The organism is Saccharospirillum mangrovi, from assembly GCF_003367315.1.
Classification (GTDB): Bacteria; Pseudomonadota; Gammaproteobacteria; order Pseudomonadales; family Natronospirillaceae; genus Saccharospirillum; species Saccharospirillum mangrovi.
Map to the genome: position 1 here is coordinate 3,532,240 of NZ_CP031415.1, position 26,126 is coordinate 3,558,365.

Here is a 26,126-nt window from a genome sequence, read left to right on the forward strand (position 1 = left end):
CGGCCTTGAGCCGGCTGAGCCGGCACACCGGATCTCAACAGGGAAACCGAGTTACCCATTCACAGCCAAAAGAACATTGGTTGCTAGTCGTTTGGATGGACATCCCACTAGAGATCCCGGCTCAAGGCCGGGATGACTGCGTTTGGTTCTTTCTTCATTCAAACGGGTAACGCGGTCCCCATTGGTTGCGGATGCGATCCAACAAGCGCATTAAAGTCAGGCTGTCGGCCTGGGTGTGTTCGGCGCAATCCAATCGGCCGGCGGCAATGGCTTCGTTGGTGGCGGTGAATTCGTAGTGATAGCCCTTGCCCAGTAACGGGTAATGCTCGACCTGCACCGGGCCGCCGCCAACTTGCCAGCGCGCGCTGTTGGGCGCGAACCAGAGTGACTGCAATTCCACCCAGCCGCGCTCGCCGCTGATCAACGCCGTCTGCGGCAATTCGTAATCGATGCTGTAATGCACCGCACAGCGCTCGCCATTGGCGTAGCTCAATACCAGATCGGCGCTGCGATCGACACCGCTGTCGCCAAGCGTGACGCGGCCGTCAATGTCGGCGGGCTCACCAAATAAATCCAGCGTCAGAATCAGCGGGTACAGGCCGATGTCCAGCAAGGCGCCGCCGGCCAGATCGGGGTTGTTCAGCCGATGTTGCGGGTCGCTGGGCGAACGAAAACCGAAGTTGGCCTGACCAAATCGCAACGCGCCCAAACGGCCGTCACGCGCCTGTTTCAGAATCTGTTGGTAGACGGGGTTAAAGCGCGTCCAGAACGCTTCCTGGCAGAACACGCCGGTTTCCTGGGAACGACGATAGAGTTTTTCCGCGTCCGCTACGTTCACCGCCACCGGCTTTTCCACCAGCGCCGCTTTGCCGGCATCGATTAACGCCAGGCCTTGTTCGACATGGCTGGTGTGCGGGCTGGCGACGTAAACGACATCGATGTCCGGGCTTGCCAGAAAGGCATCCAGATCGGAGAAGGCGTGCGGTAGGCCGAATTCTTTGGCAAAGGCCTCAGCGCTGCTTTGGTTGCGCGAATAAACACCGACAAATTTTCCGCCGCGACCGTGGTAGGCATCGCGCACAAATTGGTGGGCAATGTTGCCCGTTCCCATCACACCCCAACGCAACATCGCCGTCTCCTTTTATTGTTTTGTGTGCTGACCGATCAGGGCAACACCACGGAATTCAAAAACACCTGGGCGCGATTTTCGCGCTCGTCGTTGTTGGCTTTGTACAGCACCGACACCTTAAACCAGCGCTCACCACGCTGATAGAGCCGGTGGCGCTGGATGCGGTTTTCTGCGTCGATCAGGGCATACCGCGCCATGCCACCGGCGACTTCCAGCGGCGCGTATTCCATGGCGCCAACCTGAGCGCGGTCGGCTTCGCGCTGACGCGCCGCCAGCGCCGCCAGCGGTTCGTTCAGTTCGCCTTCCTGCACCAGAAATTCCAGGCCTTTGCGTTCGAAATGCCAGGCGGTACCGGCTTCACCTTCGAGAATTTGCGGGTCGCCTTCCCACTGCATCTGCACGCCGTCGGCTAGGGTAACGGTGCGGTAATCGGGCCTGTCGGGCTGGCGCACGTGCGTTGGCCACTGCAAGTAGATAAAGCCGATCAACATGACCAGCACGATCCAGAAGGTGGGGTTTTTCAGAACGGCAAAACGGGCGGTGGGTTCGGACACAACAGGCTCCTGATGACGCAAATAAAACGACCGGGGAAATCCCGGTCGGCAGTATATCAGAGCGTTGTGCAGCGGCGGCTCAGTCCTGGATTTTGGAGAATTCCTTGTCCAGTTCGTAGCGGCGCGAGGTGACGTAACGTTCCATTTCCTCGACCCGGCCTAAGGTGTCGTCGAGCCGTTCGCGGGCGCGTTTTAAGCGTTCGCCCGGCGACACGCTGCGGTAGCGGAACAGGTTGCGGGGGCGGTCGGCGTGCAGGTCTTCGTCGTACTGATATTCCTGCTCAACACGACCCTTTGGGCGCGGTGCCATCAGCACGCAGGCTCCCAGGTAGGCCCAGAACGTCAGCATGTTGAAGAAGAAGAAACTGCTGACCACGACCAAGCGAACCACCCAGGGTTCGACGTTGAAATGATCGGCCAGGCCCGCGCAGACGCCGCCGATCCAACCATCGCGTTTGTTGCGGTACAGGTTCATGCCATAGCCCTGGCGGCGGCGTGACCACAGGCCAGTGCCATCTTTGTGTCGATGTCGGTAAGCCATGTTGGCGGCTCCTTTGGTTGATCGTCCGGGTTCGGAATCAGTCGGCCGAACGTTTCCAGTTGGGGTTGCGTTCATCGAGGATGGATTCCAGCGCTTCGACCCGATCACTCAATTTGTCGAGCGTGCGCAACAATTCATCCAATGACGTCTGGTCGTCCGCGCTCAGGCTGGCATGCACCCGGCCTTTGTAGCGGTAATGCATGAACAACCAGATCGGCATGACCACCACCATGAACAGGATGGTGGGCACGAACATAAATTGTAGAAACTGCATGCAGGGCTCCTTGTCGCCTTAGCCTTTTTTCTCGGCCTTATTCTCCAGGTCCGCCTTCAGGCGTTCCAGTTCGGCGTTAACGGCATCGTCTTCGGCCAGGCTGTCGATCTCTTCAGCCAGACCACGCCCCCGGCCCAGATCCTGAGCTTCGAGTTCGCTTTCCATGCTGTCCATGCGCCGTTCGTAATGTTCGAACTTCTCGAAGGCGTCCTGCAAGTGTTCACGATGCAGCTGGCGACGCGTTTTCATGCGCGTGGTTACCGTTTGCTGACGCATCACCAGCGCTTTTTGCTTGGCTTTGGCGTCGTTGAGTTTCTGCTGCAACTGGCCGATTTCTTCCGACAGTTGCGTCAGATGATCGTCCAGCGCCGCGCATTCGCGGTCCAGAATGTCGGCTTCATCCGTCAGGCTTTGTTTTTCGGCCAGCGCCGCTCGGGCGAGGTCTTCGCGACCTTTGCTCAGTGCCAGCTTGGCTTTGGCTTCCCAGTCGTCGATGTCTTTGCGCACGCGCTCAAGACGGCGTTGGGCGTCTTTGCGATCGGCAATCACCCGCGCCGAGCTGGAGCGTACTTCAACCAACGTTTCTTCCATTTCCTGAATGATCAGCCGGATCATTTTTTGCGGATCTTCAGCGCGATCCAGTAAGGCATTGAGGTTGGAATTGATGATGTCGGTTAAGCGGGAAAAGATGCCCATAATGCTCTCCTCAGTGTTTGAACCACTGGCTTATGCGCAGCCAGCGGCGAAATCTGCTACTCAAACCTTCCACCAGGCCAAAGGCCAAGGCGAAACTGACCAGCCCGATCCACCACTGCGTCAGCGCGGCGAGCGCACTGCCCAGGGTGATCATGACCATATACAGCGGTGTTTTTTCTTTTAGGCGAATCATGACGGTGTCCTTTATCGATTCACGCTGGGGCTATATCAGTTTCCGTGCCAAAACCTTAACTTATTGTTTTTAATGGATTTTCTGGAAATCTCGCCAATTTACGCTATTGCTGTTTAGCGAAAATGACTAATTTCATTGGTTCATCTGACCAAGCCAACCTAGACTCGCGTTAACTTTTACTGAAGAACGCCCATGAGCGACCGCGCCCCACAACGCCTGCTGGGTGAAAGCCCGGTATTGGCCGATCTGCTGGACCGGGTTTCGGATCTGGCACCGCTGAACCGGCCGGTGCTGGTGATTGGCGAGCGCGGCACCGGCAAGGAGCTGGTGGCTGAACGGCTGCATTACTTGTCGTCGCGCTGGCAGCAGCCGTTGATCAAGGTGAACTGTGCGGCGATCAGCGAAAGCCTGCTTGACGCCGATCTGTTCGGTTACGAACCGGGCGCGTTCACCGGCGCCAACCGCACGCACATTGGCCGCTTTGAGCGCGCCCACGAAGGCACACTGTTTCTCGATGAAGTGGGCACCATGTCGGCACCGTTGCAGGAAAAACTGCTGCGGCTGATCGAATACGGCGAGTTCGAGCGTCTGGGCGGGCAAAAGACGTTAACGGTGGATGTTCGCATCGTCGCGGCCACCAACGAGGATTTACCGCGCCTGGCCAATACCGATCACTTCCGACGCGATCTGCTCGACCGCCTCGCCTTCGATGTGCTGACATTACCGCCGCTGCGTGCGCGCCAGGGCGATATTCGTTTGCTGGCTGAGCAATTTGCCATTCAGATGAGCAGCGAACTGGGCTGGTCGGTGTTTCCCGGTTTTACCGATTCAGCGCTGGAAACGCTGAGCCAGCATCCGTTTTTCGGCAATGTTCGGGAGTTGAAAAATGTTGTCGAACGCAGCCTGTACCGCTGGGGGCACGAAGACGAGCCGGTTGATCAACTGGTGCTCGACCCCTTCGATTCGCCCTGGCGGCCACGCGCTGAAAGTGACGACGACGTGTCGCTGGGCGATGGCGATTTTGTCGAGCAGGTGGCGCGCTTTGAAATCTCGTTGCTGGAAGCGGCGTTGATGCGGCACGATCGCCACCAGGGCAAGGCCGCCGAAGCGCTGGGTATGACCTACCATCAGTTTCGCAGCCAGTTACGCAAACACGGTTTGATTGGCGGTACCCGACCAAAGTCGCATTGAGACGGGTTGGTGCACCGCTAAGCTCGGCCGGACCCACATAATAAAAGTCTCTAACCACAGGGCCGCTCGCATGAATCCCAACGTACAACGCATGGCGATAGCCGCCATCAGCCTGTTTATGATGGCGCAATTCGGCGCTCAATTTGCGCAATCGCCGTTGCAATTATTAATCGGATTCGCGGCTGTTGGCCTCGTACTCGGTTTCCTGTTTCGCACCGGCCACCGCTATTTGATCAGCGGTTACGCCTTTGGTCTGGTGGCGATGATGCTTATGGATTTCATCATCGGCGGCGCATTAGTCAAAGTGACCGGGCCGGTCTATGTCGCAGGTTATTTGTTTGCCTCGGCGGCCGGCATCAGCATTCGATTTTTGTGTTTTCAATTGCCGGCATATTGGGCCGCGCGTAAATCACGCACCAGTTAATTTCGCAGTTTGCAGACACAAAAAACCCGTCCATTGGACGGGTTTTTTTATCGGTGAAAGACCGCTTAATTACACGGCGTCTTCGCCGGTTTCGCCGGTACGAATACGGATCACTTGCTCCAGTGCGGTGACGAAAATCTTGCCGTCACCGATCTTGCCGGTGTTGGCTGATTTGGAGACCGCATCGATGACCGCTTCCAGTTTGTTGTCGTCAGTGGCGACTTCAACTTTGATCTTGGGCAGAAAATCCACCACGTATTCAGCGCCACGGTACAACTCGGTGTGGCCTTTCTGGCGACCGAAGCCTTTCACTTCGGTTACGGTGATGCCCTGTACACCCACTTCCGACAATGCTTCACGCACGTCGTCCAGCTTAAAGGGCTTGATAATTGCGGTTACGAGTTTCATAGCACTCTCCCTGAGAGGTAGTCACGACCCGATTCAAGCATAAACCAAGCTGAAGGGGCGACAAAATTCGTTGATCCAATAACGCTCTGTGCAAAAAAGAAAGGCCCCGTAACGGGGCCTTTGCTTGCTTTGGAATAAAGCCGAATGGCTTAACCGTTTGCCTTATTTGCTGGCAGCGGTGAATTCCGGATAAGCGTCCATACCGCATTCGGTCAGATCGACGCCTTCGTACTCTTCTTCTTCGGTTACACGCAGACCCATAACCGCCTTGATGATGCCCCAGACGACCAAAGATGCCACGAAGACCCAGACGAAGATGGTCAGAGCGCCAACCAGCTGGCCGCCGAAGGTTGCATCGCTGTCACTCAACAGGACCGCGAAGATACCGAACAGACCAACAACGCCGTGCACAGAGATGGCACCGACCGGGTCGTCGATTTTCAGTTTATCCAGAGCAACGATGCTGAATACGACGATCACACCACCGATGGCACCGATGATGGTAGCCAGCAACGGAGTCGGGTCAGCCGGTTCAGCCGTGATGGCAACCAGACCGGCCAGAGCGCCGTTCAGAGCCATGGTCAGATCAGCTTTCTTGAACCACAGGCGAGCGACGATCAGAGCGGCAATCAAGCCACCAGCCGCTGCTGCGTTGGTGTTCAGGAAGACGTTAGCGACTTCGTTGGCAACGGCCATGCCGCCCAGTTTCAGCGTAGAACCGCCGTTGAAGCCGAACCAGCCCATCCACAGGATGAAAGTACCCAGAGTCGCCAGCGGCAGGTTGGCACCCGGAATGGCGTTGATTTCGCCGTCCTTGCCATATTTGCCTTTACGCGGACCCAGCAGCAGAACACCGGCCAGAGCAGCCGCCGCACCGGCCATGTGCACGATGCCGGAACCGGCATAGTCAGAGTAGCTCAGCGAGTACATGCCGAAGACGTCGTTGCCGCCCCAAGTCCAGCCGCCTTCGAACGGGTAGATGACCGCAGTCATGACCACAGCGAAGACCAGGAAGGCCCACAGCTTCATGCGTTCAGCAACGGCACCGGAAACGATCGACATGGCGGTTGCCACGAAGACCACCTGGAAGAAGAAGTCGGACGCACCAGCGTATACTGAGCCGCCGTCAAAACCTTCTTCGATGGAAGCTGCCAACGCGCCTTCAACGCTGAAGTTGGCGACTGTCTCAACACCAGACAGGAAGAAGCCGCCGCCGTACATGAACTGATAACCACAGATCAGGTACATGGTGCAGGCAATCGCGTACAGCGCGATGTTTTTAGTCAGAATTTCAGTGGTGTTTTTTGCGCGGACCAGACCGGCTTCCAACATTGCGAAACCAGCGGCCATCCACATTACCAGCGCGCCCATTACCAGGAAATAAAACGTATCCATGGCAAATTGCAGTTCAAAAATTTGGTTCTGCATCACCCTTGTCTCCAATTGCTATTTATTTTTTGCTCAGATCGCGTCGTTGCCGGTTTCACCGGTACGAATACGAATGGCCTGTTCCAGCGGGGTTACAAAGATTTTGCCGTCACCGATCTTGCCGGTGTTGGCGGCCTTGGAAATGGCCTCAATTGCCCGGTCCAGCAGTTCGTCAGAAACGCCGACTTCCACTTTGACCTTGGGCAGAAAATCGACCACGTACTCCGCACCCCGATAGAGTTCGGTATGGCCTTTCTGGCGACCAAAGCCTTTAACTTCGGTCACGGTGATGCCCTGAACGCCGATTTCAGACAGCGCTTCGCGGACGTCGTCCAACTTGAAGGGCTTGATAATGGCTGATACGAGTTTCATTTTTATTCACTCCTTTCCGTTCCACCGTTGCACTGAGAATTGACAGCGCCGGCACGAGGGGATCGCCCGTCGCAGCCAGTGCTACCGGTAATCACCCGAGTTACAATGTCCAACGCAACGGTTGGCTGCGTTTGGAATCGTGTGCGAGGGGCTAAAGCGAAGCCCGTGCCAACTCCAGTAACTGCGTCGAATCAAGGATTTAGGTAAAGGCTGGGTCAAGGAGCGCAACCAGACGGCACTACTCTGGTGCAATGCACAATATCTGTGCGCTGTGAGTGCACACTATTCGTTCAAGTGCTGTTTTCGCGTTGAAATATCACTGAGTTAGCGCACACGACTCTTGCACCAACGGACAATTTAGCCAGCAAAGACGCCATCGGATGGGGCTCGTCAGCGCAGACACTGCCAGTCCAAGCCCTGTTTTGGCGCACGGAGACCACATGAAATTACCCGAAGACATTCTCGATCAGATCAGCCGCCAGGCGAGCGCCCTGTTCAGCCAGGGCCAGCAAGCCCGCGATGAAGTGCGCGCCAATGTGCGCAGTCTGGTGCAATCGCAACTGAGCAAGCTCGATGTCGTCAGCCGCGAAGAGTTCGATGCCCAGCAGGCGGTGCTGGAACGCACCCGCACTCGTTTGGCGGAACTTGAATCGCAACTGAACGAACTGGAAGAACGACTGCGCGATTCCTCCGCTTCGTGACTTTTACCACTGGGCTGCAGACTCGCTGCGGTCAAGATATGGCCGGTACTCATCGTGCCCTGTTATGGAGAAACACAATGCGCGCCCTTACCCTGATTCCCTTGTTAGTGCTGTTCAGCCTGCCGGCTTTTGCCAAGGATTCCCTGATTGATATGCAGAATGCCCGCTCGGGTGGTTATGGCGGTCCTTTGGTTAAATACGGTGAAGTGGGCAGTGAAACCGCCATCATGCTGGGCGGCGAAGGCGCTGGCACCTTTACCACCGGCAACCACTCGTTGCTGATCGGTGGCGCCGGTTACGGTTTGATCAATGAACCCGAATGGGCGCCCGACACCGCGCTGGATTTCGGTTACGGAGGCTTATTGCTGGGTTACACCCATCGCCCGGACGCCGTGGTTCACGTGGAAACCAAGATGTTGCTGGGTGCCGGTGCGGTGTCTTTGGATGACGGAGCCACCGAAGAAAAAGGCAGCTTTTTGGTCAGCGAAGTGAGCATTGGTGCGGAAATCAATCTGACTGATTTCCTGGAAGTGGGCATCGGCGGTGCTTACCGACTGACCACCGACCCGAGCGTTGACGGCATTACCGACGACGATTTGTCCGGTCCTTCCGTAGTACTGAGCTTCCAGTTCGGCCAGATCTGAGCCGCGTCAGACTGAACGCTTTATTGTGCAGGGCCGCATCAGGCTCAAACCAACGTGGCGGTCGTAATAGGCCGCCTCGTTGATGAACGCACCGTAAAGCGTTTCCTCCCCTTCATATGGCAGCGTTTGCCCATCGAGTGTCATAAACAACGCATCGCCCGGCGCTATTGGTTGGTAATCGGCATCCTGTAAATTCGGATGCACCATGGCGATCAATTCACCGCGTTCGTTTTCCGGCAACTGCACTTTTTGCACAAAGCGAAAGCCCGGCATTTCCGCCGGCAATTCAAGCGCCTCGCCCCGATTCACCGCTTCCAGATAATCCAGACAATGGCCGACCACGGTTTCGGTCTGGTGATAAATATCCCAACGCAGCAGACCTTGCGGCACCGGCCCCACCTCAATCAACAAGCCGTGACGGCGACCCAGTGAAATCAGAAAGTTGTCGTCCATGCGCTCGGACGGCTCGTGAAACAAGGTGACTTCAGGTAACCGCTGTTTGACGTAAAACGCCATGCCGGTCACCAGCGGGTCGTCCGATTTAACGACCAGCGTCACGCCCATATTGGCGGTGGTGGTGTGCAGATCGAGCACGAAATCGACGCGCGGTTCGTCTTTCGGACCCAATAACGTATTCAACGATTTGGCGCGGTTCTGTTCGTAGCCGCACAGGGCGTGGTCGTTTAAATCCGGCCAGTTGAACTGGCGATTTAAGTCCTGATCCAGATAGCGTCGGTTATGCCCATGCGCCTTGGGGTTCGCCAAGTGCAGTTCCGTGGCGAAGCTGTCGCGGCAGACCTGTACGGGGTTGTTGCGCCAATGCTTGAGCAAATAGACGCCGGTCAGTTCATTGCCGTGAGTTCCGCCGGTAATGGCAACGTGCTTGATGGATGGCATCCTCTGTCTCCCTTAAAGGCACCGAACGCTACGTTAACGGTTAGCGGACTTAACCGCCCAATTCATTTTCAGCGCGGCAATGCGTTGGCGTTCCGCCTCTGGCATGCCCGGCCCAGGCTGCGCCTTAACGCTATCGAAATTGATCGGCTCGGCGCAATGGCTGCACACCACCTGTGCCTGAACGGTCGCACCGCAATCCGGGTGAGTCAGCTTAACAGGCGCTTTATTGTTGGACACCCATTTGTCGCCCCAGGCCATCAACGCCAACAGCACCGGGCCCAGTTCTGACCCTTTCTCGGTCAGGTGATATTCAAAACGACCACCGGATTCGCCATAGGCCTGCATCTCGATCAGCCCTTCACCCAACAACACGTCCAATCGCTCTGTCAGCACTTTTTTTGAAATGCCCAGATTAGCCTGCAACCCGCTGAACCGGCGGTTGCCAAGAAACAGATCACGCAGAATCAACTGCGTCCAGCCATCGCCAACAATGTTCAGGGAGCGGGCCAGAGAGCAATACATGGCGGAAAAGTCGGTGCGTGGCATGTTGGATGTCCGTTGTCATGAAGAACGTTTGAGTCTAGTATTTTAGTTCCCTAAAGAAACTTTTAAAATTTCTCAACCGAGTGCGCACTGCACTCATTTGCAAAGGACACCAGTATGCGCCGCGTTGTAATTACAGGCATGGGTATCGTCTCCTGCATTGGCAACCAACAATCTGAAGTGCTGCAATCCTTGCGTGATGGCCGCTCCGGCATTCGCTTTCAACCCGAATACCAGTCGATGGGACTGCGCTGCCAGATCGCCGGTTCCATCGAAAATCTGAACCCCGAAGAGCGCATTCCGCGCAAACTCTATCGTTTTATGGGCGAGGCTGCAGCTTACAGCTACATCGCCATGGAGGAAGCCATCGCCCAGGCGGGGCTGACCGAAGCTGAGATCAGCCACCCGCGAACCGGTCTGTTGATGGGATCCGGCGGTGCCTCCACGCAAGACATCGTCGAAGCCGCCGACATTCTGCGTGAGCGCGGCGTGCGTCGCGTCGGGCCTTATCGAGTGACCTCGACCATGGGCAGCACGGTATCAGCCTGTTTATCGACAGCCTTTGGCATTAAAGGCATGAACGCGACGGTGTCGTCCGCCTGCTCGACCAGCGCACACTGCATCGGTTACGGCATGGAGCTGATTCAATGGGGTAAACAGGACATCGTGTTTGCCGGTGGTGGCGAAGCGGAACACTGGAGCCAAAGCGTGTTGTTTGATGCCATGGGCGCCTTCCCCACCCACCACAACGACAACCCCACTCAAGCCAGCCGCCCGTATGATGCGAACCGGGAAGGCTTTGTCATTGCTGGCGGCGGTGGCGTTATGGTGTTGGAAGAGCGCGAGCACGCCATCAAACGCGGCGCGACCATTCTGGCCGAGCTGGTTGGTTACGGCACCGCTTCCGACGGATACGACATGGTGGCGCCGTCCGGCGATGGCGCCCAACGCGCTATGGCACAGGCGTTGGAAGGACTGGAACAGCCGATCGATTACATCAACACCCACGGCACCAGCACCCAAGCTGGCGACTTAGTAGAGCTGGAAGCCATGAAAGCAGCGTTCGCCAATAAAGTGCCGCCGTTCAGCTCAACCAAATCGTTGACCGGCCACTCGCTCGGTGCAGCCGATATCCACGAAGCCATTTACAGCGTGTTGATGATGCGCGAAGGCTTTATGGCGGCATCAGCCAATATCGATACGTTGGACCCGGGCGTTGGTGACTTGCCCGTCGTGCAACAACGCCGCGACCAACCGATGCGGCAAGTGATGAGCAACAGTTTTGGCTTCGGCGGCACCAACGTCAGCCTGGTGTTCGGCGCCGCCGACTGAGCAAAACTATTTGACCAGACCGATCTGACGCAGCCGTTCCATCAGATATTCATCGCTGGTGATCGGCGGATAGCGTTTGGGATTGTCGTCAGTCACGCATTGCGGCAAAGCATCGAGCGACGTACCCGGATTCGGGTGCACGAAGAACGGAATTGAATAGCGCGATACTTTGCCCGCTTCGCCTTTCGGGTTGACCACGCGATGCGTCGTGGACGGCAATACATGGTTGGTCAGGCGTTGCAGCATATCGCCGACATTGCAGATGATGGTCCCTTCGATCATCGAAATGCCCACCCACTCATCGCGCTTGTTCAGCACTTCCAGACCTTCCTGTTCGGAGCCGACCAGCAGCGTAATCAGGTTGATGTCTTCATGCGCACCTGCACGAACGTTGGGCAAATTCGGATCGGTGATGGGCGGGTAATGCAGTGGCCGCAAAATGGAATTGCCGTGATTCACCTTGGTGTCGAAATAGTGCCGATCTTCACCAATGAACAACGCAAAGGCCTGCAACAAGGTGACCGACAGCGCATCGAGTTCCCGGTACAGACGCAACATGGCGGTCTTGAATTCCGGCACTTCGTCCGGCCAGACATTGGGCGTTAAATCTTTGTGCGGCGGTGTGCCTTCGATTTCGCGACCGACGTGCCAGAACTCTTTCAAATCGACGTGTTTGGCGTCTTTGGCGATCTCGGTGCCGAACGGTGTGTAGCCGCGGGTGCCACCGTTGTCTTTGAAGTATTTCTTCTTCACGGCTTCGGGCTGGGCAAACAGCCGTTCGGACGCGTGCAGCGCATCCATGATCACGGAACGATCGATGCCGTGACCGGTGATGCCGGCAAAGCCCCAGGCTTGATAGGCCGCGCCCATCTCGCGCACAAAGGCTTCCGGGTCGGATTCAAAACGACGCAAATCGAGCGAAGGAATGGTGTTCATGGCGGCCTCTCGGAACAGGAAGGTCTGGTGGGGCGAGCGCTGCAGCGTTCGTCTTATTATGGACGGGACTGCCGCCTGGGCAGCCCCGTTTCTGGAATGCTAACCGGGTTCAGTTGCGTTCTTTAACGTAAGGTTCGCCGATCACTTTCGGTGCCACCGAGCGACCGATAAAGCCACCGAGCAGAACCACCGTCAGAATGTAAGGCGTGGCTTCAACCAGCTGCACCGGCACTTCCACACCCAGGAAAACAACACCCTGGCTGCGAATGGCAATGGCTTCGAGCAGACCGAACAGCAAGCAGGCCCACATGGCGGAACGCGGCCGCCACTTACCGAAAATCAAAGCCGCCAGTGCCATATAGCCCTTGCCAGCACTCATGTTTGGCGAGAACTGGGCGGTAACGGCTACCGACAAATAAACGCCAGCAAAGCCAACCAGAATGCCGGTCATCAACAGCGCCAGGTAACGGGTTTTCGCCACTGAAATACCGGCGGTATCTACGGCGTGAGGGTTTTCGCCGACGGCCCGAACGCGCAGCCCGAAACGGGTGCGGAACAGGATATACCAGCACAGCGGAACCGCCAGAAACGCCAGGTAGACCAGCAAATAGTGGCCGCTGAGCAATTCAGAATAGATGCCGCCGATGATCGGCACGTCGGCCAACTGGTCGGCAAAGGGCAGCTTGATCGGGGTAAAGCGGGCGTGGGTTTCGCCAAACGCCAGATTCGGCGTGTTGCCGCCCTGGTGGAACCAGTAGTTACCGATGGCGGCGGTCAGACCAATCGCCAGAATGTTGATCGCCAGGCCGGACACCACATGGTCGCCGTTGTGGGTGACGGTAGCGAAGGCGTGCAATTGGGCAAACACGACCGACGCCAACACACCGCACAGCAAACCCATCCAGGGCGAACCGAAATAGTAAGCGGCCGAGGCACCAAAGAAGGCGCTGATCAGAATCTTGCCTTCCAGCGCAATGTTGACGATGCCGGAACGCTCGGAAAACATGCCGGCCAGCGCTGCAAAAATCAGTGGTGTGGCGTTACGCAAGGTGGCGTCGAGGATCACGATGATGCTGTTGAACAATTCCATGATCAGGCCTCCGCTGCGTGCTGTTCGTCGCTGGCGCTGTTGCGTCGCCGTGCGTAGTTCAGATAAAGCCGCTCAATCGGATGCTTCATCATGTGTTGCAACGCGCCGGAGAACAGAATCACCAGACCCTGCAACACCACAACAATGCGCGCATCGACGGCGTATTCGAACTGCAACTCACTGCCGCCTTGCGTCAGGAATCCGAACATCAGCGACGCCAGCACAATACCGAACGGATGGTTACGCCCCATCAGTGCCACGGCGATGCCGGTGAAGCCCATCTGGTTGACCAGGTTCAGCTTGATCTGATGCGCCTGGCCCTGCACCACGTTCAACGCCATAAAGCCGGCCAGTGCGCCAGCCACCAGCATGGTCAGGATGACAACGCGAGGAATATTGATACCACCGTAACGCGCCGCGCTGCTGTTACTGCCCACCGAACGGATTTCATAACCCCAGCGGGTGCGCCACAGGAACACCCAGACAGCAAAGGCGACGATCAACGCCCAGACAATGGTCAGGTTCAACGGCGAGGCGGCCATGCGAATGCCGAACACCGCCAGTATTTCGTGAATCTTCGGAATCCAGCTGGCTGCATCGAACACCGCACTTTCCACCGACATGGTGCCAACCGGCTTGAGGAAATAAACCAGCAGATAATTCATCAACGAAGCAGCAATGAAGTTGAACATGATGGTGGTGATTACGATGTGTGAACCGCGATACGCCTGCAATGCGGCCGGTATTAACGCCCACAGCGCGCCAAATACAGCCGCCGCAATAATGCTGATCGGCAACAGCACGATGAACGGCACATGGCCGCCCAATCCCAAACACACCAGACCAACGCCCAATGCGCCGATGTACGCCTGACCTTCACCACCGATGTTGAACAGCCCGCACTTGAATGCGACCGCAACTGCCAGGGCGGTGAAGATGTAACTGGTCATGTAATAGAGGGTGTAACCCCAGCCGTAACCGCTGCCGAACGCACCAGACACCATCGACTGCAATGCGTCGAGCGGGTTGATGTTCAGATACAAAAACACCAGGCCAGCGGCGATGGCAGCAATCAGAACATTGGTGACCGGAATAACACCGACGGTGATCCAGGCGGGGATGCGCTGTTGACTCATGCTGAAACCTCCGCCTGAAGCGCCTTAATGTGATCGGGAACGATGTTAGCCATCATCAGACCGAGGGTGCGTTCGTCGGCTTTGTCGGCCGGCACTTCGCCGACGATGATGCCGTCGAACATCACCAGAATGCGGTCTGCCAGCGAACGAATTTCATCGAGTTCAACCGACACCAGCAGAATGGCTTTGCCGGCATCGCGCATTTCCAGAATGCGTTTGTGGATGGATTCGATGGCACCAATGTCGACACCACGCGTCGGCTGGCCGATCAGCATCACATCGTGGCCTTGTTCGACTTCGCGGGCGATCACCAGTTTTTGTTGGTTACCGCCGGAAAAATTGGCGGTCTTCAATAACGGATTCGGCGGACGGACGTCCCAGCTATTCATCTTCTGCTGGCAATCGTCGATCATCGCCTGCGGGCTCATCAGTACGCCTTTGTTGTACAGGCCGTCGCGGTGATATCCCAGCACGAAGGCTTCATACGCGGAGAAGGCGTTGATCAGACCCATGCGATGACGGTCTTCGGGAATGTGGCCCACACCGGCGTGACGTACTTTTTCCGGATCCAGCGAATCCTGCGGAGTGATGGTCTGGCCGTTGAGATAAATTTCGCCTTCGTCAATGTTGCGGATGCCCGCCAGCGCTTCGAGCAACTCAGACTGGCCATTGCCAGACACCCCGGCGACGCCGACGATTTCTCCGGCACGAACCTCAAAAGACACATCGTTCAAACGCTTCACGCCAACGCTGTCGGTCAGGCTGATGTGACGCGCCGCCAGCTTGACCTCGCCTGGCTCAGCTTCGCCTTTTTCCACCCGCAACAGTACTTTGCGACCGACCATCAATTCGGCCAGTTCTTCCTGATTGGTGTCGGCGGTTTTCAGATGTGCCACCATTTCACCGCGGCGCATGACCGATACTTCATCGGTGGCCGCCATGATTTCGCGCAATTTGTGGGTGATCAAAATTACCGTCGTGCCTTGTTCTTTCAGCGACGCCAACACTTTAAACAGATGGTCGGTTTCCTGCGGCGTCAACACGCCGGTTGGTTCGTCGAGAATCAGGATGCGCGCGCCACGATACAGCGCCTTAAGAATTTCGATGCGCTGCTGATAGCCAACCGACAATTCTTCCACCGGCACATCCAGCGGCACACTCAATTGATATTCATCGGCCAGCCGCTCCATTTCACGGCGGGCTTTGTCGAGACTGGCGTCGATGGTGAAGCCGTCTTCGGCACCCAGGATGACGTTTTCCAGGGCGGTAAAATTCTGAATCAGCATGAAGTGCTGGTGCACCATGCCAATACCGGCGTTGATGGCCGTTTTGGAATCCTTGATGTCGAGCACCTGACCATCGACCAGAACATCGCCTTTATCGGCGGCGTAAAAGCCATAGATGATGCTCATCAGCGTCGACTTGCCGGCACCGTTCTCACCCACGATGCCGTGAATGGTGCCTTGTCGGACCTGAAGATGGATGTCTTTGTTGGCATGAACGTCGCCAAAACGTTTATCAATGCCACGCAGTTCCAAGGCCAATTCCATGGCAGAGTCAGAAGCTGAATCGGGGGGAGTCATGGGTCACCCGGTAATCGTTATCTAGCGGAAGGACAGGCCCTGGCGCGTCGGGGGTGGAAGACGGGTCAGGGCCGAACAAAAAAGCACCCGCTTACAGGCGAGTGCTTTTCGACCAACGGTCGGCTGGATTAGAAATCGCAGCTGCCAGTGGTGGTGTAGTCGTACACGTCGATGTCGCCATCGATGATCGCTTGACGGATCTGAGCCATACGCTCTTCCCAAGCCGGTTGAATCAGGTCTTGGTTGAATTCGTCCAGCGCCCAGTCAACACCGCCTGCAGACAGGTCCAGCACCTTGATGCCGCCTTCCCAGTTACCGGCTTGAGCTTCTTCCCAAGTCTGGTAAGCCGCAACACCGACGCGCTTGACCATGGAAGTCAGCATGGTGCCCGGTTGCAGGTAGTTCTGGTTGGAGTCAACACCGATGGCGTAAACGCCTTCGTCAGCCGCCGCCTGGTAAACACCGATACCGGTACCGCCAGCTGCTGCGAAGATCACGTCAGCGCCTTGAGAGATTTGTGACTTGGCCAGCTCAGAACCACGTGCCGGATCGGCGAACGCAGCCGGAGTGGAACCGGTCATGTTCTCGAAGTATTCGATGTTCGGGTTAACGTACTTGGCGCCTTGCTCAAAGCCGCAAGCAAATTTGCTGATCAACGGAATGTCCATACCGCCGACGAAACCAACAGCACCGTTTTCACTGGCCATGGCTGCCAGAGCGCCAACCAGGAAAGAACCTTGGTGCTCAGCGAAGACGATCGACTGAACGTTCGGCAGGTCAACCACAGAGTCGATGATGGCGAACTGAGTATCCGGGAATTCGGTGGCAACTTTCTCGATGGAAGACGAGAAGTTGAAGCCGACAGCTACGATCGGGCTGTTGCCGTTGCTGGCCAGACGACGCAGGCCTTGCTCACGCTGTTCTTCGTTTTGCGGTTCGAATTCAGATACGGTAACGCCGTCGTGGTCCGTGTTGAACTCTTCAACACCGTTACGGAAAACCGCTTCGTTGAATGATTTGTCGAACTTACCGGCGGTGTCGTAAATCACAGCCGGGCTAAAGCTTGCGGACTGCTCTTCGTCGCTATCGGATGAGCAACCCGCCACCAAAACTGCGCCTAATACGGCCGTCGCAGTAGCGACCTTGAACATACCTTTCATGGAGAATCCCCTATCAGCGATTAATGTTATGGTTGTTTTGCATACGCCCAACTGGCCCGACCCGGACCCTTGGGAGCACTCTAGGCATAGCTGACCGATCGGTCAACCCCCGAAGACCCTGCTTAACAAACGCCTGCATTATACACAGCTAAACCCGCGATACAGCCGCAGAATCCAGCATTGAGACAGAGCGCAAAAGCCACGTTATGCAAAAGCCGAACCGCCATACACGGGCTTGTCAGCCTTTGTGTTTGAGCGGTTATTTATTGACCGATTCGAACTCGCTGACAAACGAGAAAAACGCCAGAAAGTCGCGCCGTCGGCGCCATAAAAAAGCCCCGGAGTCCCGGGGCATTTTATTGACCAAGTGTCGGTCGGCGCTGCGGTTTTACAAAATGGATTGCGCCCGCTCAACCAAGGCATCGACGGTCAGGCCGAAATGCTTGTACAGATCGCCCGCCGGTGCCGATTCGCCAAAGCTGGTCATGCCCAGCACCGCACCATCGAGGCCAACGTACTTGTACCAGAAGTCGGCGATACCGGCTTCGATGGCAACCCGCTTAACGCCTGTCGGCAACACCGCTTCACGATAGGCCGCATCCTGAGCATCAAAACGCTCGGTGCAGGGCATGGAAACGACGCGCGCCGAAACGCCTTTGGCTGCCAGCTGTTCGGCGGCGTCCATCGCCAGGCCTACTTCTGAACCCGTGGCGATCAGAATGATCGCCGGTGTGCCGTCGCTGTCGCGCAGGATGTAACCGCCTTTTTCGACATCGGCAATCTGCGCCGCTGTCCGTTTTTGGTGCGCCAGCGCCTGACGAGAGAAAATCAGTGCACTGGGATGGTCCTTCGACTCAATGGCGTTTTTCCAGGCGATGGTGGTTTCCACGGTATCGCACGGACGCCAGGTTTCCAGGTTCGGGGTCTGGCGCAATGAGGCCAGTTGCTCGATCGGCTGGTGCGTCGGGCCGTCTTCGCCCAGACCGATGGAATCGTGGGTGTAGACGTGAATCACCGGCTGTTTCATCAGCGCCGACATGCGCACCGCATTGCGCGCGTATTCCATAAAGATCAGGAAGGTAGCGCCGTACGGACGGAAACCGCCATGCAACGACAAACCGTTCATGATGGCGGTCATGCCGAATTCACGCACGCCGTAGAAGCAATAGTTGCCATCCGGTTCAGCCTGGCTGACACCGCGTGCACCGCTCCACAAGGTTAAGTTGGAACCGGCCAGGTCGGCTGAGCCACCAAAAATTTCCGGCAGCTTGGGCGCAAAGGCTTCGATGGACTGCTGCGACGCCTTGCGGCTGGCGATGGTTTCGCCTTTGGCATCAACGTCTTTGATTAACGTTGCCGCAAATTGCGCGAAATCAGCCGGCAGCTCACCGCTCAGGCGCCGCTCGAATTCAGCCGCCAATTCCGGATGGGCTTTCTGATAGGCCTTGAAGGCATCGTTCCAGCTGGTTTCCGCTTTACGGCCTTTGCCGCGCGCATCCCAGGCGTCGTAGATGTCTTGCGGGATTTCAAACGCGCCGTATTTCCAGCCCAGTTTTTCGCGAGTCAGTACGATTTCGTCGGCACCCAGCGCCGCACCGTGGCTGGCTTCTTTACCTTCTTTATTAGGCGAACCAAAACCGATGATGGTTTTGCAGCAAATCAGCGTCGGCTGATCGGTGTTGTCGCGCGCGGTTTCGATGGCCTGTTTGATCTCTTCCGGGTCGTGGCCGTTAACGCGCGGAATCACTTGCCAACCGTAGGCTTCGAAACGCTTGACGGTGTCGTCGGTGAACCAGCCTTCCACTTCACCGTCGATGGAAATGCCGTTGTCGTCGTAGAAGGCAATCAGTTTGCCCAGACCTTGAGTGCCAGCCAGCGACGCCGCTTCATGAGAAACGCCTTCCATCAGGCAACCATCACCCAGGAACACATAGGTGTGGTGATCGACAATGGCGTGGCCTTTGCGGTTGAACTGCGCACCCAGCGTTTTTTCCGCCAGCGCGAAACCAACAGCGTTGGCCAAGCCCTGACCGAGCGGACCGGTGGTGGTTTCAATACCCGGGGTATAGCCGTATTCAGGGTGGCCTGGCGTGCGTGAATGCAATTGCCGGAATTGTTTGAGGTCTTCAATACCGAGGTCGTAACCGCTCAGATGCAGCAACGAATAATGCAGCATGGAGCCGTGGCCGTTGGACAGGATAAAGCGGTCGCGATCATACCAATGCGGGTTGGTCGGGTTGTGCTTGAGATAGTCGCACCACAACACCTGGGCGATGTCGGCCATGCCCATCGGCATGCCAGGGTGACCGGAATTGGCTTTTTGCACCGCATCCATACTCAGAGCGCGGATCGCGTTGGCGAGATCACTGCGTGACGGCATTAATACATCCTCGGTTAATCGTTTGTTGTTCGAGCGACGTGTCCGGGAAGTCTCCCGAAGGGTAACGGATTGTCCCAAAAAGTGACGGTATCGGCCAAGGCAGGCATCACAAGTCACTTATTATGAGCCGCGAAATAATAGCAGAAAGGCGCAGCCTCAGGCCACGCAACCTACCTATCAAATCTATATCAATATTTATTGATATAGACATTGAGAAAGCCCGGAACCGCTGCTAGTCTTGCCGCCCATGAACCTTGAGCAACTGCCCGTCTTCTTCAAAGCCCTGGGCGACCCGACCCGTGTGACCGTATTGCAGGTTTTGGGTTACGGGGCATTCGGCGTGCTTGAATTAAGCGATCTGCTCGAGGTCAAACAATCGGGCATGAGCCACCATCTGAAAATTCTTGCCACGGCCGGCTGGGTGGAAGGTCGGCGCGAAGGCAACTCCATCTACTACCGCCGCTCGCTGACCAATCAATTAGGCCTGCAACAGGATCTGTTCCGCACGCTCGATGGCTACCCTCTGCCGGACTCACTGGCGGCGAAACTCGACGACATCCGCGCCGCCCGGCTGCAAGCGGCCCAGGCGTTTTTCGCCAGCCACGCTGATGAACTGGAATTGCATCAAGAACGTATTGCTCTGTTTCATCAATACGGACCGGAAACGTTGGAACTGGTCGATAACGCTCGTCGCGACCATCACCAGACCGTACTGGAAGTCGGCCCCGGCAAAGGCGAATTTCTACGCGCCCTGCACGACCGTTTTGATTCGGTCACTGGCGTCGATATTTCCAGCGCCATGCTCGACCAGGCACGCGGCCTGACCGATGGCCTCGCCGGCATTGAACTGCGTGAAGGCGATACCGCCGCTCTGGTCGCCGAAGGCCATCATTACGATCTGGTGGTCTATAACATGGTATTGCACCACGTGCCGGAGCCAGCGCAGGAACTGCAACAATGCGCCGCCTTAATAGAAGCAGGCGGCCTGCTGGTGGTGACCGATCTGTGTCGTCACGATCAGGAATGGGCCTACAGCGAATGCGGCGACCAGTGGCTCGGCTTTGAACCGGAAGAATTGCACCAATGGGCCACAGCCGCCGGCTTGATTCACGAAACCGGCCGCTTTCTGGCATTGCGCAACGGCTTTCAGGTACAGACGCAGTTGTACCGCAAGCCGGGCATGAATCACGAACAACCAGACCGACGCACGGCAACCGCGGCGGCCTGACTTAATCACCATCAGCTCGAGGGAAAAGCAATGAGCGAATACAGCCTGTTTACATCCGAATCGGTCTCCGAAGGCCACCCGGATAAAATGGCCGACCAGATTTCCGACGCCGTTCTGGACGCCATTCTCAGTGAAGACAAACACGCCCGCGTCGCCGTAGAAACGCTGGTGAAAACCGGCATGGCGATCATCGCCGGCGAAGTGCGCACCAACACCTACGTCGACCTGGAAGACATCGTCCGTGGCGTCATCCGCGACATCGGTTACACCAGTTCCGACGTCGGTTTCGACGCCGATTCCTGCGCCGTCCTGAACGCCATCGGCAAACAGTCCGCCGACATCGCCATGGGCGTCGACGAAGCCGACAACAAAGATCAGGGCGCCGGCGACCAGGGCCTGATGTTCGGCTACGCCACCAACGAAACCGATGCCTTTATGCCCGCGCCGATTTACTTCTCGCACCGTCTGGTCGAACGCCAGGCCAAGCTGCGCAAAAACGGCACCCTGCCGTGGTTGCGTCCGGACGCCAAATCCCAGGTCACGCTGCGTTATGAAAACGGCCAGCCGGTGGCCGTCGATGCCGTCGTTCTGTCAACCCAACACGACCCGAACATCAGCCTGGGCGACCTGCGCGATGCCGTGCTCGAGCACATCATCAAGCCGACCTTGCCGGCCGAATGGCTGCACGACAAAACCCTGTTCCACATCAACCCGACCGGCAACTTCGTCATCGGCGGCCCGGTGGGCGATTGCGGCCTGACCGGCCGTAAAATCATCGTCGATACCTACGGCGGCATGGCACGTCACGGCGGCGGCGCTTTCTCGGGCAAAGACCCATCCAAGGTGGACCGCAGCGCCGCTTACGCCGGTCGCTACGTGGCGAAAAACATCGTCGCGGCCGGCCTGGCCGACAAGTGCGAAATCCAGGTTTCCTACGCCATCGGCGTCGCCGAACCAACCTCGATTTCGATCAACACCTTCGGCACCAACAAGGTCGATGAAAACCTGATTGCCGAACTGGTGCGCGAACACTTCGACCTGCGCCCACGCGGCATCGTCGAAATGCTCGACCTGCTCAACCCGATTTATCGCCCAACCGCCTCCTACGGTCACTTCGGCCGCGACGGCTTCAGTTGGGAAAATCTGGACAAAGTCGACGCCCTGAAGAAAGGCGCTAACCTCTAATCGCAAACACAGTTTCGGCAGCCGGCGCGAACCCCGACCCTCGCGCCGGCGTCCAACAGGAGAACCCCATGACCGCAGCAACTGACCTTTCAAACTTCAGCGACTACAAAGTCGCCGACATCAACCTGGCCGGCTACGGCCGCAAAGAAATCGCCATCGCTGAAAGCGAGATGCCAGCGCTGATGGCGTTGCGCAGCAAATACAAAGCCGAACAACCGTTGAAAGACGCGCGCATCATGGGTTGCATTCACATGACAATTCAGACCGCCGTGCTGATCGAAACCCTGGTCGAACTCGGTGCCGAAGTGCGTTGGTCATCGTGCAATATTTTCTCGACGCAGGATCACGCTGCCGCCGCCATCGCCGCCGCCGGCATTCCGGTGTTCGCCTGGAAAGGTGAAACCGAAGAAGAATTTCTGTGGTGCATTGAGCAAACCATTTTGGCCGAAAAAGGCAGCTCGGAAACCTGGAACGCCAACATCATTCTCGACGACGGTGGCGACCTGACCGAGATGGTGCACAACAAATACCCGCAACTGCTGAACGACATTCACGGCATCAGCGAAGAGACCACCACCGGCGTGCATCGCCTGCTGGAAATGCTCGACGAAGGCACCTTGAAAGTGCCGGCAATCAACGTCAACGATTCGGTCACCAAATCGAAGAACGACAACAAATACGGCTGCCGTCATTCACTGAACGACGCCATCAAACGCGCCACCGACCACCTGCTGGCCGGTAAAAAAGCGCTGGTGATTGGCTACGGCGACGTCGGCAAAGGTTCGGCGGCGTCCTTGCGTCAGGAAGGCATGATCGTGCGCGTCACCGAGATCGACCCCATCTGCGCCATGCAGGCGTGCATGGACGGTTTCGAAGTCGTCTCGCCGTACAAAAACGGTCAGAACGATGGCACCGTCGCCAGCATCAACACCGAATTGCTGGGCAACACCGACCTTATCGTCACCACCACCGGCAACACCAATGTGTGTGACAAACACATGCTGGCCGCGCTGAAAAAAGGTGCCGTGGTGTGCAACATCGGTCACTTCGATAACGAAATCGACACCGCCTTTATGCGCAAAACCTGGCGTTGGGATGAAGTGAAACCGCAAGTGCATCAGATCTATCGCAGCGACGATACCAGCGACTTTTTGATTCTGCTGGCCGAAGGTCGACTGGTGAATCTGGGCAACGCCACCGGCCACCCGAGCCGTGTGATGGACGGTTCTTTTGCCAACCAGGTGCTGGCGCAAATGTATCTGTACGAACAGAAATTTGCCGATCTGCCAGCAGCGGAAAAAGCCAAGAATTTGTACGTGAAAGTACTGCCGAAAAAACTCGACGAAGAAGTGGCGGCCGAAATGGTGCGTGGTTTCGGTGGCGTCATTACGCGCCTGACCGACCAGCAAGCCAAATACATTCGCGTACCGGTCGAAGGGCCGTTCAAACCGAACGATTATAAATATTAAAACACCGCCAGACGCTGGACGGGAGACGCTTGACGCAGGTTAGCGTCTCCCGCTTCGCGTCTTTCGACAGAGTCCAAACAATGTCCCTTTCCGTTCCTGTCAGCTTTGAATTTTTCCCGCCGCGTACCGAAGCCGGCTATGAAAAATTGCTCGAAGAACACGCCGCATTAAAAGCCGTGAATCCGGAATTTTTTTCCGTCACTTATGGCGCTGGGGGTTCCACTCAGGAACGCACCATTCAGACCGTTATTGAATTGAATCAGCGCGGTGTGCCCAGTGCGCCGCACTTGTCGTGCATCGGTACCACCGAAGCGACCGTTATCGAATTGCTCAATCGCTATCGCGACGCGGGCATTCGTCGCATTGTCGCGCTGCGTGGCGACTTGCCATCGGGCATGGGCGGCACCGGTGGCGATTTCCGTTACGCCAGCGATCTGGTGCGCTTTATCCGCGCGCATTACAGCGACACTTTCCAGTTGGAAGTCGCGGCCTACCCGGAAATGCATCCGCAAGCGCCGAACTTCGATACCGACATTGGCAACTTCATCACCAAGGCCAAGGCCGGTGCCGACCGGGCGATTACCCAGTATTTCTACAACGCCGACGCCTACCGGCATTTCGTCAAGCAGGTGCGGCAGCGGGGCTGTGACATCGACATCGTGCCGGGTATCATGCCGATCACCAACGTATCGAGCCTGATCCGGTTTTCCGATGCCTGCGGTGCCGACATCCCGCGCTGGTTGCGCAAGCAACTCGAAGCCTGCGGCGATGACAGCCAACGCATCACCGCCATCGGCCAGGAAGTGGTTACCATCCTGTGCCGCGAATTGCTCGACAGCGGCGCGCCGGGTCTGCACTTCTATACCCTGAACCGAGCCGAGCCGGCATTAGCGATTCTCGATCAGCTCAGCTAAGCAACGACGTTTCACAAAGGCACAGCATGGCACACAGCGTTTTTATCGACGGTCAGTACGGAACAACCGGCCTGCAAATTCAGCAACGGCTGGACGCACACCCGGACGTTCAATTGCTCAGCATTGACGAAGACCAACGCCGTGACCAAAACCTGCGCCAGCAATATCTGAACGAGGCTGAAGTCGTCTTTCTGTGCTTGCCGGACGACGCCGCGCGCGAAGCAGTCAGCCTGGTGACCAATCCCAACACCGTCATCATCGACGCTTCCAGCGCGCATCGGGTCGCACCGGGTTGGGTCTATGGCGTACCGGAACTGCCCGGCCAGCGTGAACAACTGCGTTCAGCAAACCGCATCGCCAACCCCGGCTGCTACCCCACCGGCATGACCTTGCTGACCACGCCGCTGGTCAAAGCCGGCCTGCTGCCGACCGACTACCCGATCAACGTCCACGCCATCACCGGCTACAGCGGTGGCGGCAAAGCGATGATTGCCGACTATCAAAGCAAGACCGGCCGCGCCGTTGGCGACGCCGCCGCACGACCAAAAAACCTCGACCTCAGCCACAAACATCTGCCGGAAATGCAGCGCATCCCCGGCTTTGAATTCGCGCCGGTGTTTGTACCCACCGTCGCCAATGTCGAACAAGGCATGATCGTCGAAGTGCCGTTGCACGAGCGCCTGCTGAACGGCAGCGCCGAGCAGATTCATCAGTGCCTGGCCTCCGCCTACAGCGGCGAAGCCTTTGTGCAACTGATGCCACTGAACGACGAATCCCACCTCGACGACGGCGGCTTTATGAACCCGACCGCCTGCAACGACAGCAACCGAGTCGAACTGTTCGTGTTCGCCAAAGATGGCCGCATCATGCTGATGGCCCGGCTCGACAATTTAGGCAAGGGCGCGTCCGGCGCAGCGGTGCAGAACATGAACCTGCGTCTGGGCCTGGACGAAACCACCGGCCTGCGCTGAACCATGCGCATCCCCAGAATTTATCTTCCTGACGCCGACACCAGCGGCCACCAACTGGCGCTACCCGAAGGTGCCTTTGGGCATCTGGTGCGCGTACTGCGCATGAGCGATGGCGCAGCGCTGGAAGTGTTCAACGGCCGCGGCCAACGCTTTCGTGCCGAGTTGGTGGCAGTCGGTAAACGCGACGCTTCCGTCAAGGTTCTCGACGCCCTGCCCAGCCAAACCGAATCGCCGTTGCACACCCATTTGGGACTGGTGCTGTCGAAAGGCGACCGCTTCGATTACGCGCTGCAAAAAGCTACCGAACTCGGCGTCAGCGCCATCACACCGTTGAACAGCGAACGCTGCGATTTAAAACTGAAAGCCGACCGGCAAGAGAAAAAAATCCAACACTGGCAGGGCGTATTGGCGTCGGCCTGTGAACAGTGCGGACAGGACCGGCTGCCCGCACTGGGCGAGATTCAAAGTCTGGAAGAATGGGTTACTGCTCAAGACAGCGCGCTGAAACTGGTGCTGCACACCAGCGCGGAAAAACCGAATTTTCCCGAAGCGTCGCCCGCTTCAGTCAGTTTCCTGATCGGCCCCGAAGGCGGCCTGACCGACCTGGAAGTGACCGCCGCCACCAAAGCCGGTTTCCAAAGCTGGCAACTTGGCCCACGCGTGCTGCGCACCGAAACCGCGCCGGTGGTGATGTTGGCGTTGTTGCAGCAGCGTTGGGGCGATTTTTTGTGACGGGAGACGCATGAC

At 57.2% G+C, this 26,126-nt stretch carries 28 protein-coding genes; 11 read left to right on the forward strand and 17 right to left on the reverse strand.

Features of this window, described 5'->3' with window-relative positions; all coding sequences use genetic code 11:
• Positions 1 to 154: 154 nt before the first annotated feature.
• The 6 genes from DW349_RS16530 to DW349_RS16555 all read right to left on the reverse strand — a co-directional run bounded on the left by DW349_RS16530 (position 155) and on the right by DW349_RS16555 (position 3,387).
• Positions 155 to 1,129, reverse strand: a complete 975-nt coding sequence (locus DW349_RS16530) for a Gfo/Idh/MocA family protein (protein ID WP_108124286.1) — start codon at positions 1,127 to 1,129, stop codon at positions 155 to 157.
• A gap of 35 nt (positions 1,130 to 1,164) precedes the next feature.
• Positions 1,165 to 1,683, reverse strand: a complete 519-nt coding sequence (locus DW349_RS16535) for a hypothetical protein (protein WP_108124287.1) — start codon at positions 1,681 to 1,683, stop codon at positions 1,165 to 1,167.
• 79 nt (positions 1,684 to 1,762) lie between these two features.
• On the reverse strand, positions 1,763 to 2,224 hold the full coding sequence (locus DW349_RS16540; RefSeq protein ID WP_108124288.1) for a PspC domain-containing protein: 462 nt from the start codon (positions 2,222 to 2,224) through the stop codon (positions 1,763 to 1,765).
• 37 nt (positions 2,225 to 2,261) lie between these two features.
• Entirely contained in the window at positions 2,262 to 2,498 is a 237-nt protein-coding gene (pspB, locus tag DW349_RS16545) for an envelope stress response membrane protein PspB (RefSeq protein WP_108124289.1), read from the reverse strand.
• Between the two features lie 18 nt (positions 2,499 to 2,516).
• Complete coding sequence (pspA, locus tag DW349_RS16550; protein ID WP_108124290.1) at positions 2,517 to 3,194, reverse strand: phage shock protein PspA; 678 nt, start codon at positions 3,192 to 3,194, stop codon at positions 2,517 to 2,519.
• Between the two features lie 10 nt (positions 3,195 to 3,204).
• A complete protein-coding gene (locus tag DW349_RS16555; RefSeq protein WP_108124291.1) occupies positions 3,205 to 3,387 on the reverse strand; it encodes a hypothetical protein in 183 nt (60 codons plus the stop codon).
• Between the two features lie 192 nt (positions 3,388 to 3,579).
• Here DW349_RS16555 and DW349_RS16560 point away from each other — a divergent pair, with 192 nt between their 5' ends.
• Both DW349_RS16560 and DW349_RS16565 read left to right on the forward strand, forming a co-directional pair.
• Entirely contained in the window at positions 3,580 to 4,578 is a 999-nt protein-coding gene (locus DW349_RS16560; protein WP_108124292.1) for a sigma 54-interacting transcriptional regulator, read from the forward strand.
• A gap of 70 nt (positions 4,579 to 4,648) precedes the next feature.
• Complete coding sequence (locus DW349_RS16565; protein WP_115667157.1) at positions 4,649 to 5,002, forward strand: hypothetical protein; 354 nt, start codon at positions 4,649 to 4,651, stop codon at positions 5,000 to 5,002.
• A gap of 69 nt (positions 5,003 to 5,071) precedes the next feature.
• Here the strand turns inward: DW349_RS16565 and glnK (DW349_RS16570) are convergent, their stop codons facing one another.
• From glnK (DW349_RS16570) to glnK (DW349_RS16580), 3 genes are all read right to left on the reverse strand, one after another.
• Entirely contained in the window at positions 5,072 to 5,410 is a 339-nt protein-coding gene (gene glnK, locus DW349_RS16570; protein WP_108124294.1) for a P-II family nitrogen regulator, read from the reverse strand.
• A 162-nt stretch (positions 5,411 to 5,572) separates the two neighbouring features.
• On the reverse strand, positions 5,573 to 6,838 hold the full coding sequence (locus DW349_RS16575; RefSeq protein WP_108124295.1) for an ammonium transporter: 1,266 nt from the start codon (positions 6,836 to 6,838) through the stop codon (positions 5,573 to 5,575).
• A 33-nt stretch (positions 6,839 to 6,871) separates the two neighbouring features.
• Positions 6,872 to 7,210: a P-II family nitrogen regulator gene (glnK, locus tag DW349_RS16580; RefSeq protein ID WP_108124296.1), complete on the reverse strand. Its 339-nt coding sequence runs from the start codon at positions 7,208 to 7,210 to the stop codon at positions 6,872 to 6,874.
• 440 nt (positions 7,211 to 7,650) lie between these two features.
• Here glnK (DW349_RS16580) and DW349_RS16585 point away from each other — a divergent pair, with 440 nt between their 5' ends.
• Both DW349_RS16585 and DW349_RS16590 read left to right on the forward strand, forming a co-directional pair.
• Positions 7,651 to 7,911 carry an accessory factor UbiK family protein gene (locus DW349_RS16585; RefSeq protein WP_108124297.1) on the forward strand — a complete coding sequence of 87 codons (261 nt, stop codon included), beginning with the start codon at positions 7,651 to 7,653 and terminating at the stop codon, positions 7,909 to 7,911.
• 77 nt (positions 7,912 to 7,988) lie between these two features.
• The gene (locus DW349_RS16590) at positions 7,989 to 8,555 is read left to right on the forward strand and encodes a hypothetical protein (protein WP_108124298.1); all 567 of its coding nucleotides are present in this window, start codon (positions 7,989 to 7,991) and stop codon (positions 8,553 to 8,555) included.
• A 6-nt stretch (positions 8,556 to 8,561) separates the two neighbouring features.
• Here the strand turns inward: DW349_RS16590 and DW349_RS16595 are convergent, their stop codons facing one another.
• Positions 8,562 to 9,452, reverse strand: a complete 891-nt coding sequence (locus DW349_RS16595; RefSeq protein ID WP_108124299.1) for an aspartoacylase — start codon at positions 9,450 to 9,452, stop codon at positions 8,562 to 8,564.
• Positions 9,453 to 9,485: 33 nt separating this feature from the next.
• The gene (locus tag DW349_RS16600; protein WP_108124300.1) at positions 9,486 to 9,998 is read right to left on the reverse strand and encodes a winged helix-turn-helix transcriptional regulator; all 513 of its coding nucleotides are present in this window, start codon (positions 9,996 to 9,998) and stop codon (positions 9,486 to 9,488) included.
• A 114-nt stretch (positions 9,999 to 10,112) separates the two neighbouring features.
• On the opposite strand from DW349_RS16600, the gene DW349_RS16605 reads away from it, so the two are divergent.
• Positions 10,113 to 11,327, forward strand: a complete 1,215-nt coding sequence (locus DW349_RS16605) for a beta-ketoacyl-ACP synthase II (protein ID WP_108124301.1) — start codon at positions 10,113 to 10,115, stop codon at positions 11,325 to 11,327.
• A 6-nt stretch (positions 11,328 to 11,333) separates the two neighbouring features.
• Here the strand turns inward: DW349_RS16605 and DW349_RS16610 are convergent, their stop codons facing one another.
• The 6 genes from DW349_RS16610 to tkt all read right to left on the reverse strand — a co-directional run bounded on the left by DW349_RS16610 (position 11,334) and on the right by tkt (position 19,612).
• Complete coding sequence (locus tag DW349_RS16610; protein WP_108124302.1) at positions 11,334 to 12,263, reverse strand: isopenicillin N synthase family dioxygenase; 930 nt, start codon at positions 12,261 to 12,263, stop codon at positions 11,334 to 11,336.
• Between the two features lie 109 nt (positions 12,264 to 12,372).
• The gene (locus DW349_RS16615; protein ID WP_420820677.1) at positions 12,373 to 13,353 is read right to left on the reverse strand and encodes an ABC transporter permease; all 981 of its coding nucleotides are present in this window, start codon (positions 13,351 to 13,353) and stop codon (positions 12,373 to 12,375) included.
• Positions 13,354 to 13,355: 2 nt separating this feature from the next.
• Entirely contained in the window at positions 13,356 to 14,489 is a 1,134-nt protein-coding gene (locus tag DW349_RS16620) for an ABC transporter permease (RefSeq protein ID WP_108124303.1), read from the reverse strand.
• Positions 14,486 to 16,039 carry an ABC transporter ATP-binding protein gene (locus DW349_RS16625; RefSeq protein WP_162824658.1) on the reverse strand — a complete coding sequence of 518 codons (1,554 nt, stop codon included), beginning with the start codon at positions 16,037 to 16,039 and terminating at the stop codon, positions 14,486 to 14,488. Before DW349_RS16625 ends, DW349_RS16620 begins: the two co-directional genes overlap by 4 nt.
• Positions 16,040 to 16,200: 161 nt before the next feature.
• Positions 16,201 to 17,232 (reverse strand): BMP family lipoprotein, encoded by a 1,032-nt coding sequence (locus tag DW349_RS16630; protein ID WP_108124305.1) that lies wholly within the window; start codon positions 17,230 to 17,232, stop codon positions 16,201 to 16,203.
• 388 nt (positions 17,233 to 17,620) lie between these two features.
• Positions 17,621 to 19,612 carry a transketolase gene (tkt, locus tag DW349_RS16635; RefSeq protein WP_108124306.1) on the reverse strand — a complete coding sequence of 664 codons (1,992 nt, stop codon included), beginning with the start codon at positions 19,610 to 19,612 and terminating at the stop codon, positions 17,621 to 17,623.
• Positions 19,613 to 19,859: 247 nt separating this feature from the next.
• Between tkt and DW349_RS16640 the strand changes: the two genes are divergently transcribed.
• The 6 genes from DW349_RS16640 to DW349_RS16665 all read left to right on the forward strand — a co-directional run bounded on the left by DW349_RS16640 (position 19,860) and on the right by DW349_RS16665 (position 26,111).
• Positions 19,860 to 20,840, forward strand: coding sequence for a metalloregulator ArsR/SmtB family transcription factor (locus DW349_RS16640; protein ID WP_108124307.1), 981 nt, complete (start codon positions 19,860 to 19,862; stop codon positions 20,838 to 20,840).
• Between the two features lie 30 nt (positions 20,841 to 20,870).
• The gene (gene metK, locus DW349_RS16645; protein WP_108124308.1) at positions 20,871 to 22,025 is read left to right on the forward strand and encodes a methionine adenosyltransferase; all 1,155 of its coding nucleotides are present in this window, start codon (positions 20,871 to 20,873) and stop codon (positions 22,023 to 22,025) included.
• Positions 22,026 to 22,093: 68 nt separating this feature from the next.
• Complete coding sequence (gene ahcY, locus DW349_RS16650; protein WP_108124309.1) at positions 22,094 to 23,494, forward strand: adenosylhomocysteinase; 1,401 nt, start codon at positions 22,094 to 22,096, stop codon at positions 23,492 to 23,494.
• An 80-nt stretch (positions 23,495 to 23,574) separates the two neighbouring features.
• Positions 23,575 to 24,408, forward strand: a complete 834-nt coding sequence (gene metF / locus DW349_RS16655; protein WP_108124310.1) for a methylenetetrahydrofolate reductase [NAD(P)H] — start codon at positions 23,575 to 23,577, stop codon at positions 24,406 to 24,408.
• 26 nt (positions 24,409 to 24,434) lie between these two features.
• Positions 24,435 to 25,379 (forward strand): N-acetyl-gamma-glutamyl-phosphate reductase, encoded by a 945-nt coding sequence (gene argC / locus DW349_RS16660; RefSeq protein WP_108124311.1) that lies wholly within the window; start codon positions 24,435 to 24,437, stop codon positions 25,377 to 25,379.
• A gap of 3 nt (positions 25,380 to 25,382) precedes the next feature.
• On the forward strand, positions 25,383 to 26,111 hold the full coding sequence (locus DW349_RS16665) for a 16S rRNA (uracil(1498)-N(3))-methyltransferase (protein WP_108124312.1): 729 nt from the start codon (positions 25,383 to 25,385) through the stop codon (positions 26,109 to 26,111).
• Positions 26,112 to 26,126 lie beyond the last annotated feature (15 nt).

Bases quoted from the DNA above. Each gene is read 5' to 3' on its own strand.
- DW349_RS16530 (WP_108124286.1), bottom strand. From the start codon at position 1,129: ATGTTGCGTTGGGGTGTGATGGGAACGGGCAACATTGCCCACCAATTT.
- DW349_RS16540 (WP_108124288.1), bottom strand. From the start codon at position 2,224: ATGGCTTACCGACATCGACACAAAGATGGCACTGGCCTGTGGTCACGC.
- pspB (WP_108124289.1), bottom strand. From the start codon at position 2,498: ATGCAGTTTCTACAATTTATGTTCGTGCCCACCATCCTGTTCATGGTG.
- pspA (WP_108124290.1), bottom strand. From the start codon at position 3,194: ATGGGCATCTTTTCCCGCTTAACCGACATCATCAATTCCAACCTCAAT.
- DW349_RS16555 (WP_108124291.1), bottom strand. From the start codon at position 3,387: ATGATTCGCCTAAAAGAAAAAACACCGCTGTATATGGTCATGATCACC.
- DW349_RS16560 (WP_108124292.1), top strand. From the start codon at position 3,580: ATGAGCGACCGCGCCCCACAACGCCTGCTGGGTGAAAGCCCGGTATTG.
- DW349_RS16565 (WP_115667157.1), top strand. From the start codon at position 4,649: ATGAATCCCAACGTACAACGCATGGCGATAGCCGCCATCAGCCTGTTT.
- glnK (WP_108124294.1), bottom strand. From the start codon at position 5,410: ATGAAACTCGTAACCGCAATTATCAAGCCCTTTAAGCTGGACGACGTG.
- DW349_RS16575 (WP_108124295.1), bottom strand. From the start codon at position 6,838: ATGCAGAACCAAATTTTTGAACTGCAATTTGCCATGGATACGTTTTAT.
- glnK (WP_108124296.1), bottom strand. From the start codon at position 7,210: ATGAAACTCGTATCAGCCATTATCAAGCCCTTCAAGTTGGACGACGTC.
- DW349_RS16585 (WP_108124297.1), top strand. From the start codon at position 7,651: ATGAAATTACCCGAAGACATTCTCGATCAGATCAGCCGCCAGGCGAGC.
- DW349_RS16590 (WP_108124298.1), top strand. From the start codon at position 7,989: ATGCGCGCCCTTACCCTGATTCCCTTGTTAGTGCTGTTCAGCCTGCCG.
- DW349_RS16595 (WP_108124299.1), bottom strand. From the start codon at position 9,452: ATGCCATCCATCAAGCACGTTGCCATTACCGGCGGAACTCACGGCAAT.
- DW349_RS16600 (WP_108124300.1), bottom strand. From the start codon at position 9,998: ATGCCACGCACCGACTTTTCCGCCATGTATTGCTCTCTGGCCCGCTCC.
- DW349_RS16605 (WP_108124301.1), top strand. From the start codon at position 10,113: ATGCGCCGCGTTGTAATTACAGGCATGGGTATCGTCTCCTGCATTGGC.
- DW349_RS16610 (WP_108124302.1), bottom strand. From the start codon at position 12,263: ATGAACACCATTCCTTCGCTCGATTTGCGTCGTTTTGAATCCGACCCG.
- DW349_RS16615 (WP_420820677.1), bottom strand. From the start codon at position 13,353: ATGGAATTGTTCAACAGCATCATCGTGATCCTCGACGCCACCTTGCGT.
- DW349_RS16620 (WP_108124303.1), bottom strand. From the start codon at position 14,489: ATGAGTCAACAGCGCATCCCCGCCTGGATCACCGTCGGTGTTATTCCG.
- DW349_RS16625 (WP_162824658.1), bottom strand. From the start codon at position 16,039: ATGGAATTGGCCTTGGAACTGCGTGGCATTGATAAACGTTTTGGCGAC.
- DW349_RS16630 (WP_108124305.1), bottom strand. From the start codon at position 17,232: ATGAAAGGTATGTTCAAGGTCGCTACTGCGACGGCCGTATTAGGCGCA.
- tkt (WP_108124306.1), bottom strand. From the start codon at position 19,612: ATGCCGTCACGCAGTGATCTCGCCAACGCGATCCGCGCTCTGAGTATG.
- DW349_RS16640 (WP_108124307.1), top strand. From the start codon at position 19,860: ATGAACCTTGAGCAACTGCCCGTCTTCTTCAAAGCCCTGGGCGACCCG.
- metK (WP_108124308.1), top strand. From the start codon at position 20,871: ATGAGCGAATACAGCCTGTTTACATCCGAATCGGTCTCCGAAGGCCAC.
- ahcY (WP_108124309.1), top strand. From the start codon at position 22,094: ATGACCGCAGCAACTGACCTTTCAAACTTCAGCGACTACAAAGTCGCC.
- metF (WP_108124310.1), top strand. From the start codon at position 23,575: ATGTCCCTTTCCGTTCCTGTCAGCTTTGAATTTTTCCCGCCGCGTACC.
- argC (WP_108124311.1), top strand. From the start codon at position 24,435: ATGGCACACAGCGTTTTTATCGACGGTCAGTACGGAACAACCGGCCTG.
- DW349_RS16665 (WP_108124312.1), top strand. From the start codon at position 25,383: ATGCGCATCCCCAGAATTTATCTTCCTGACGCCGACACCAGCGGCCAC.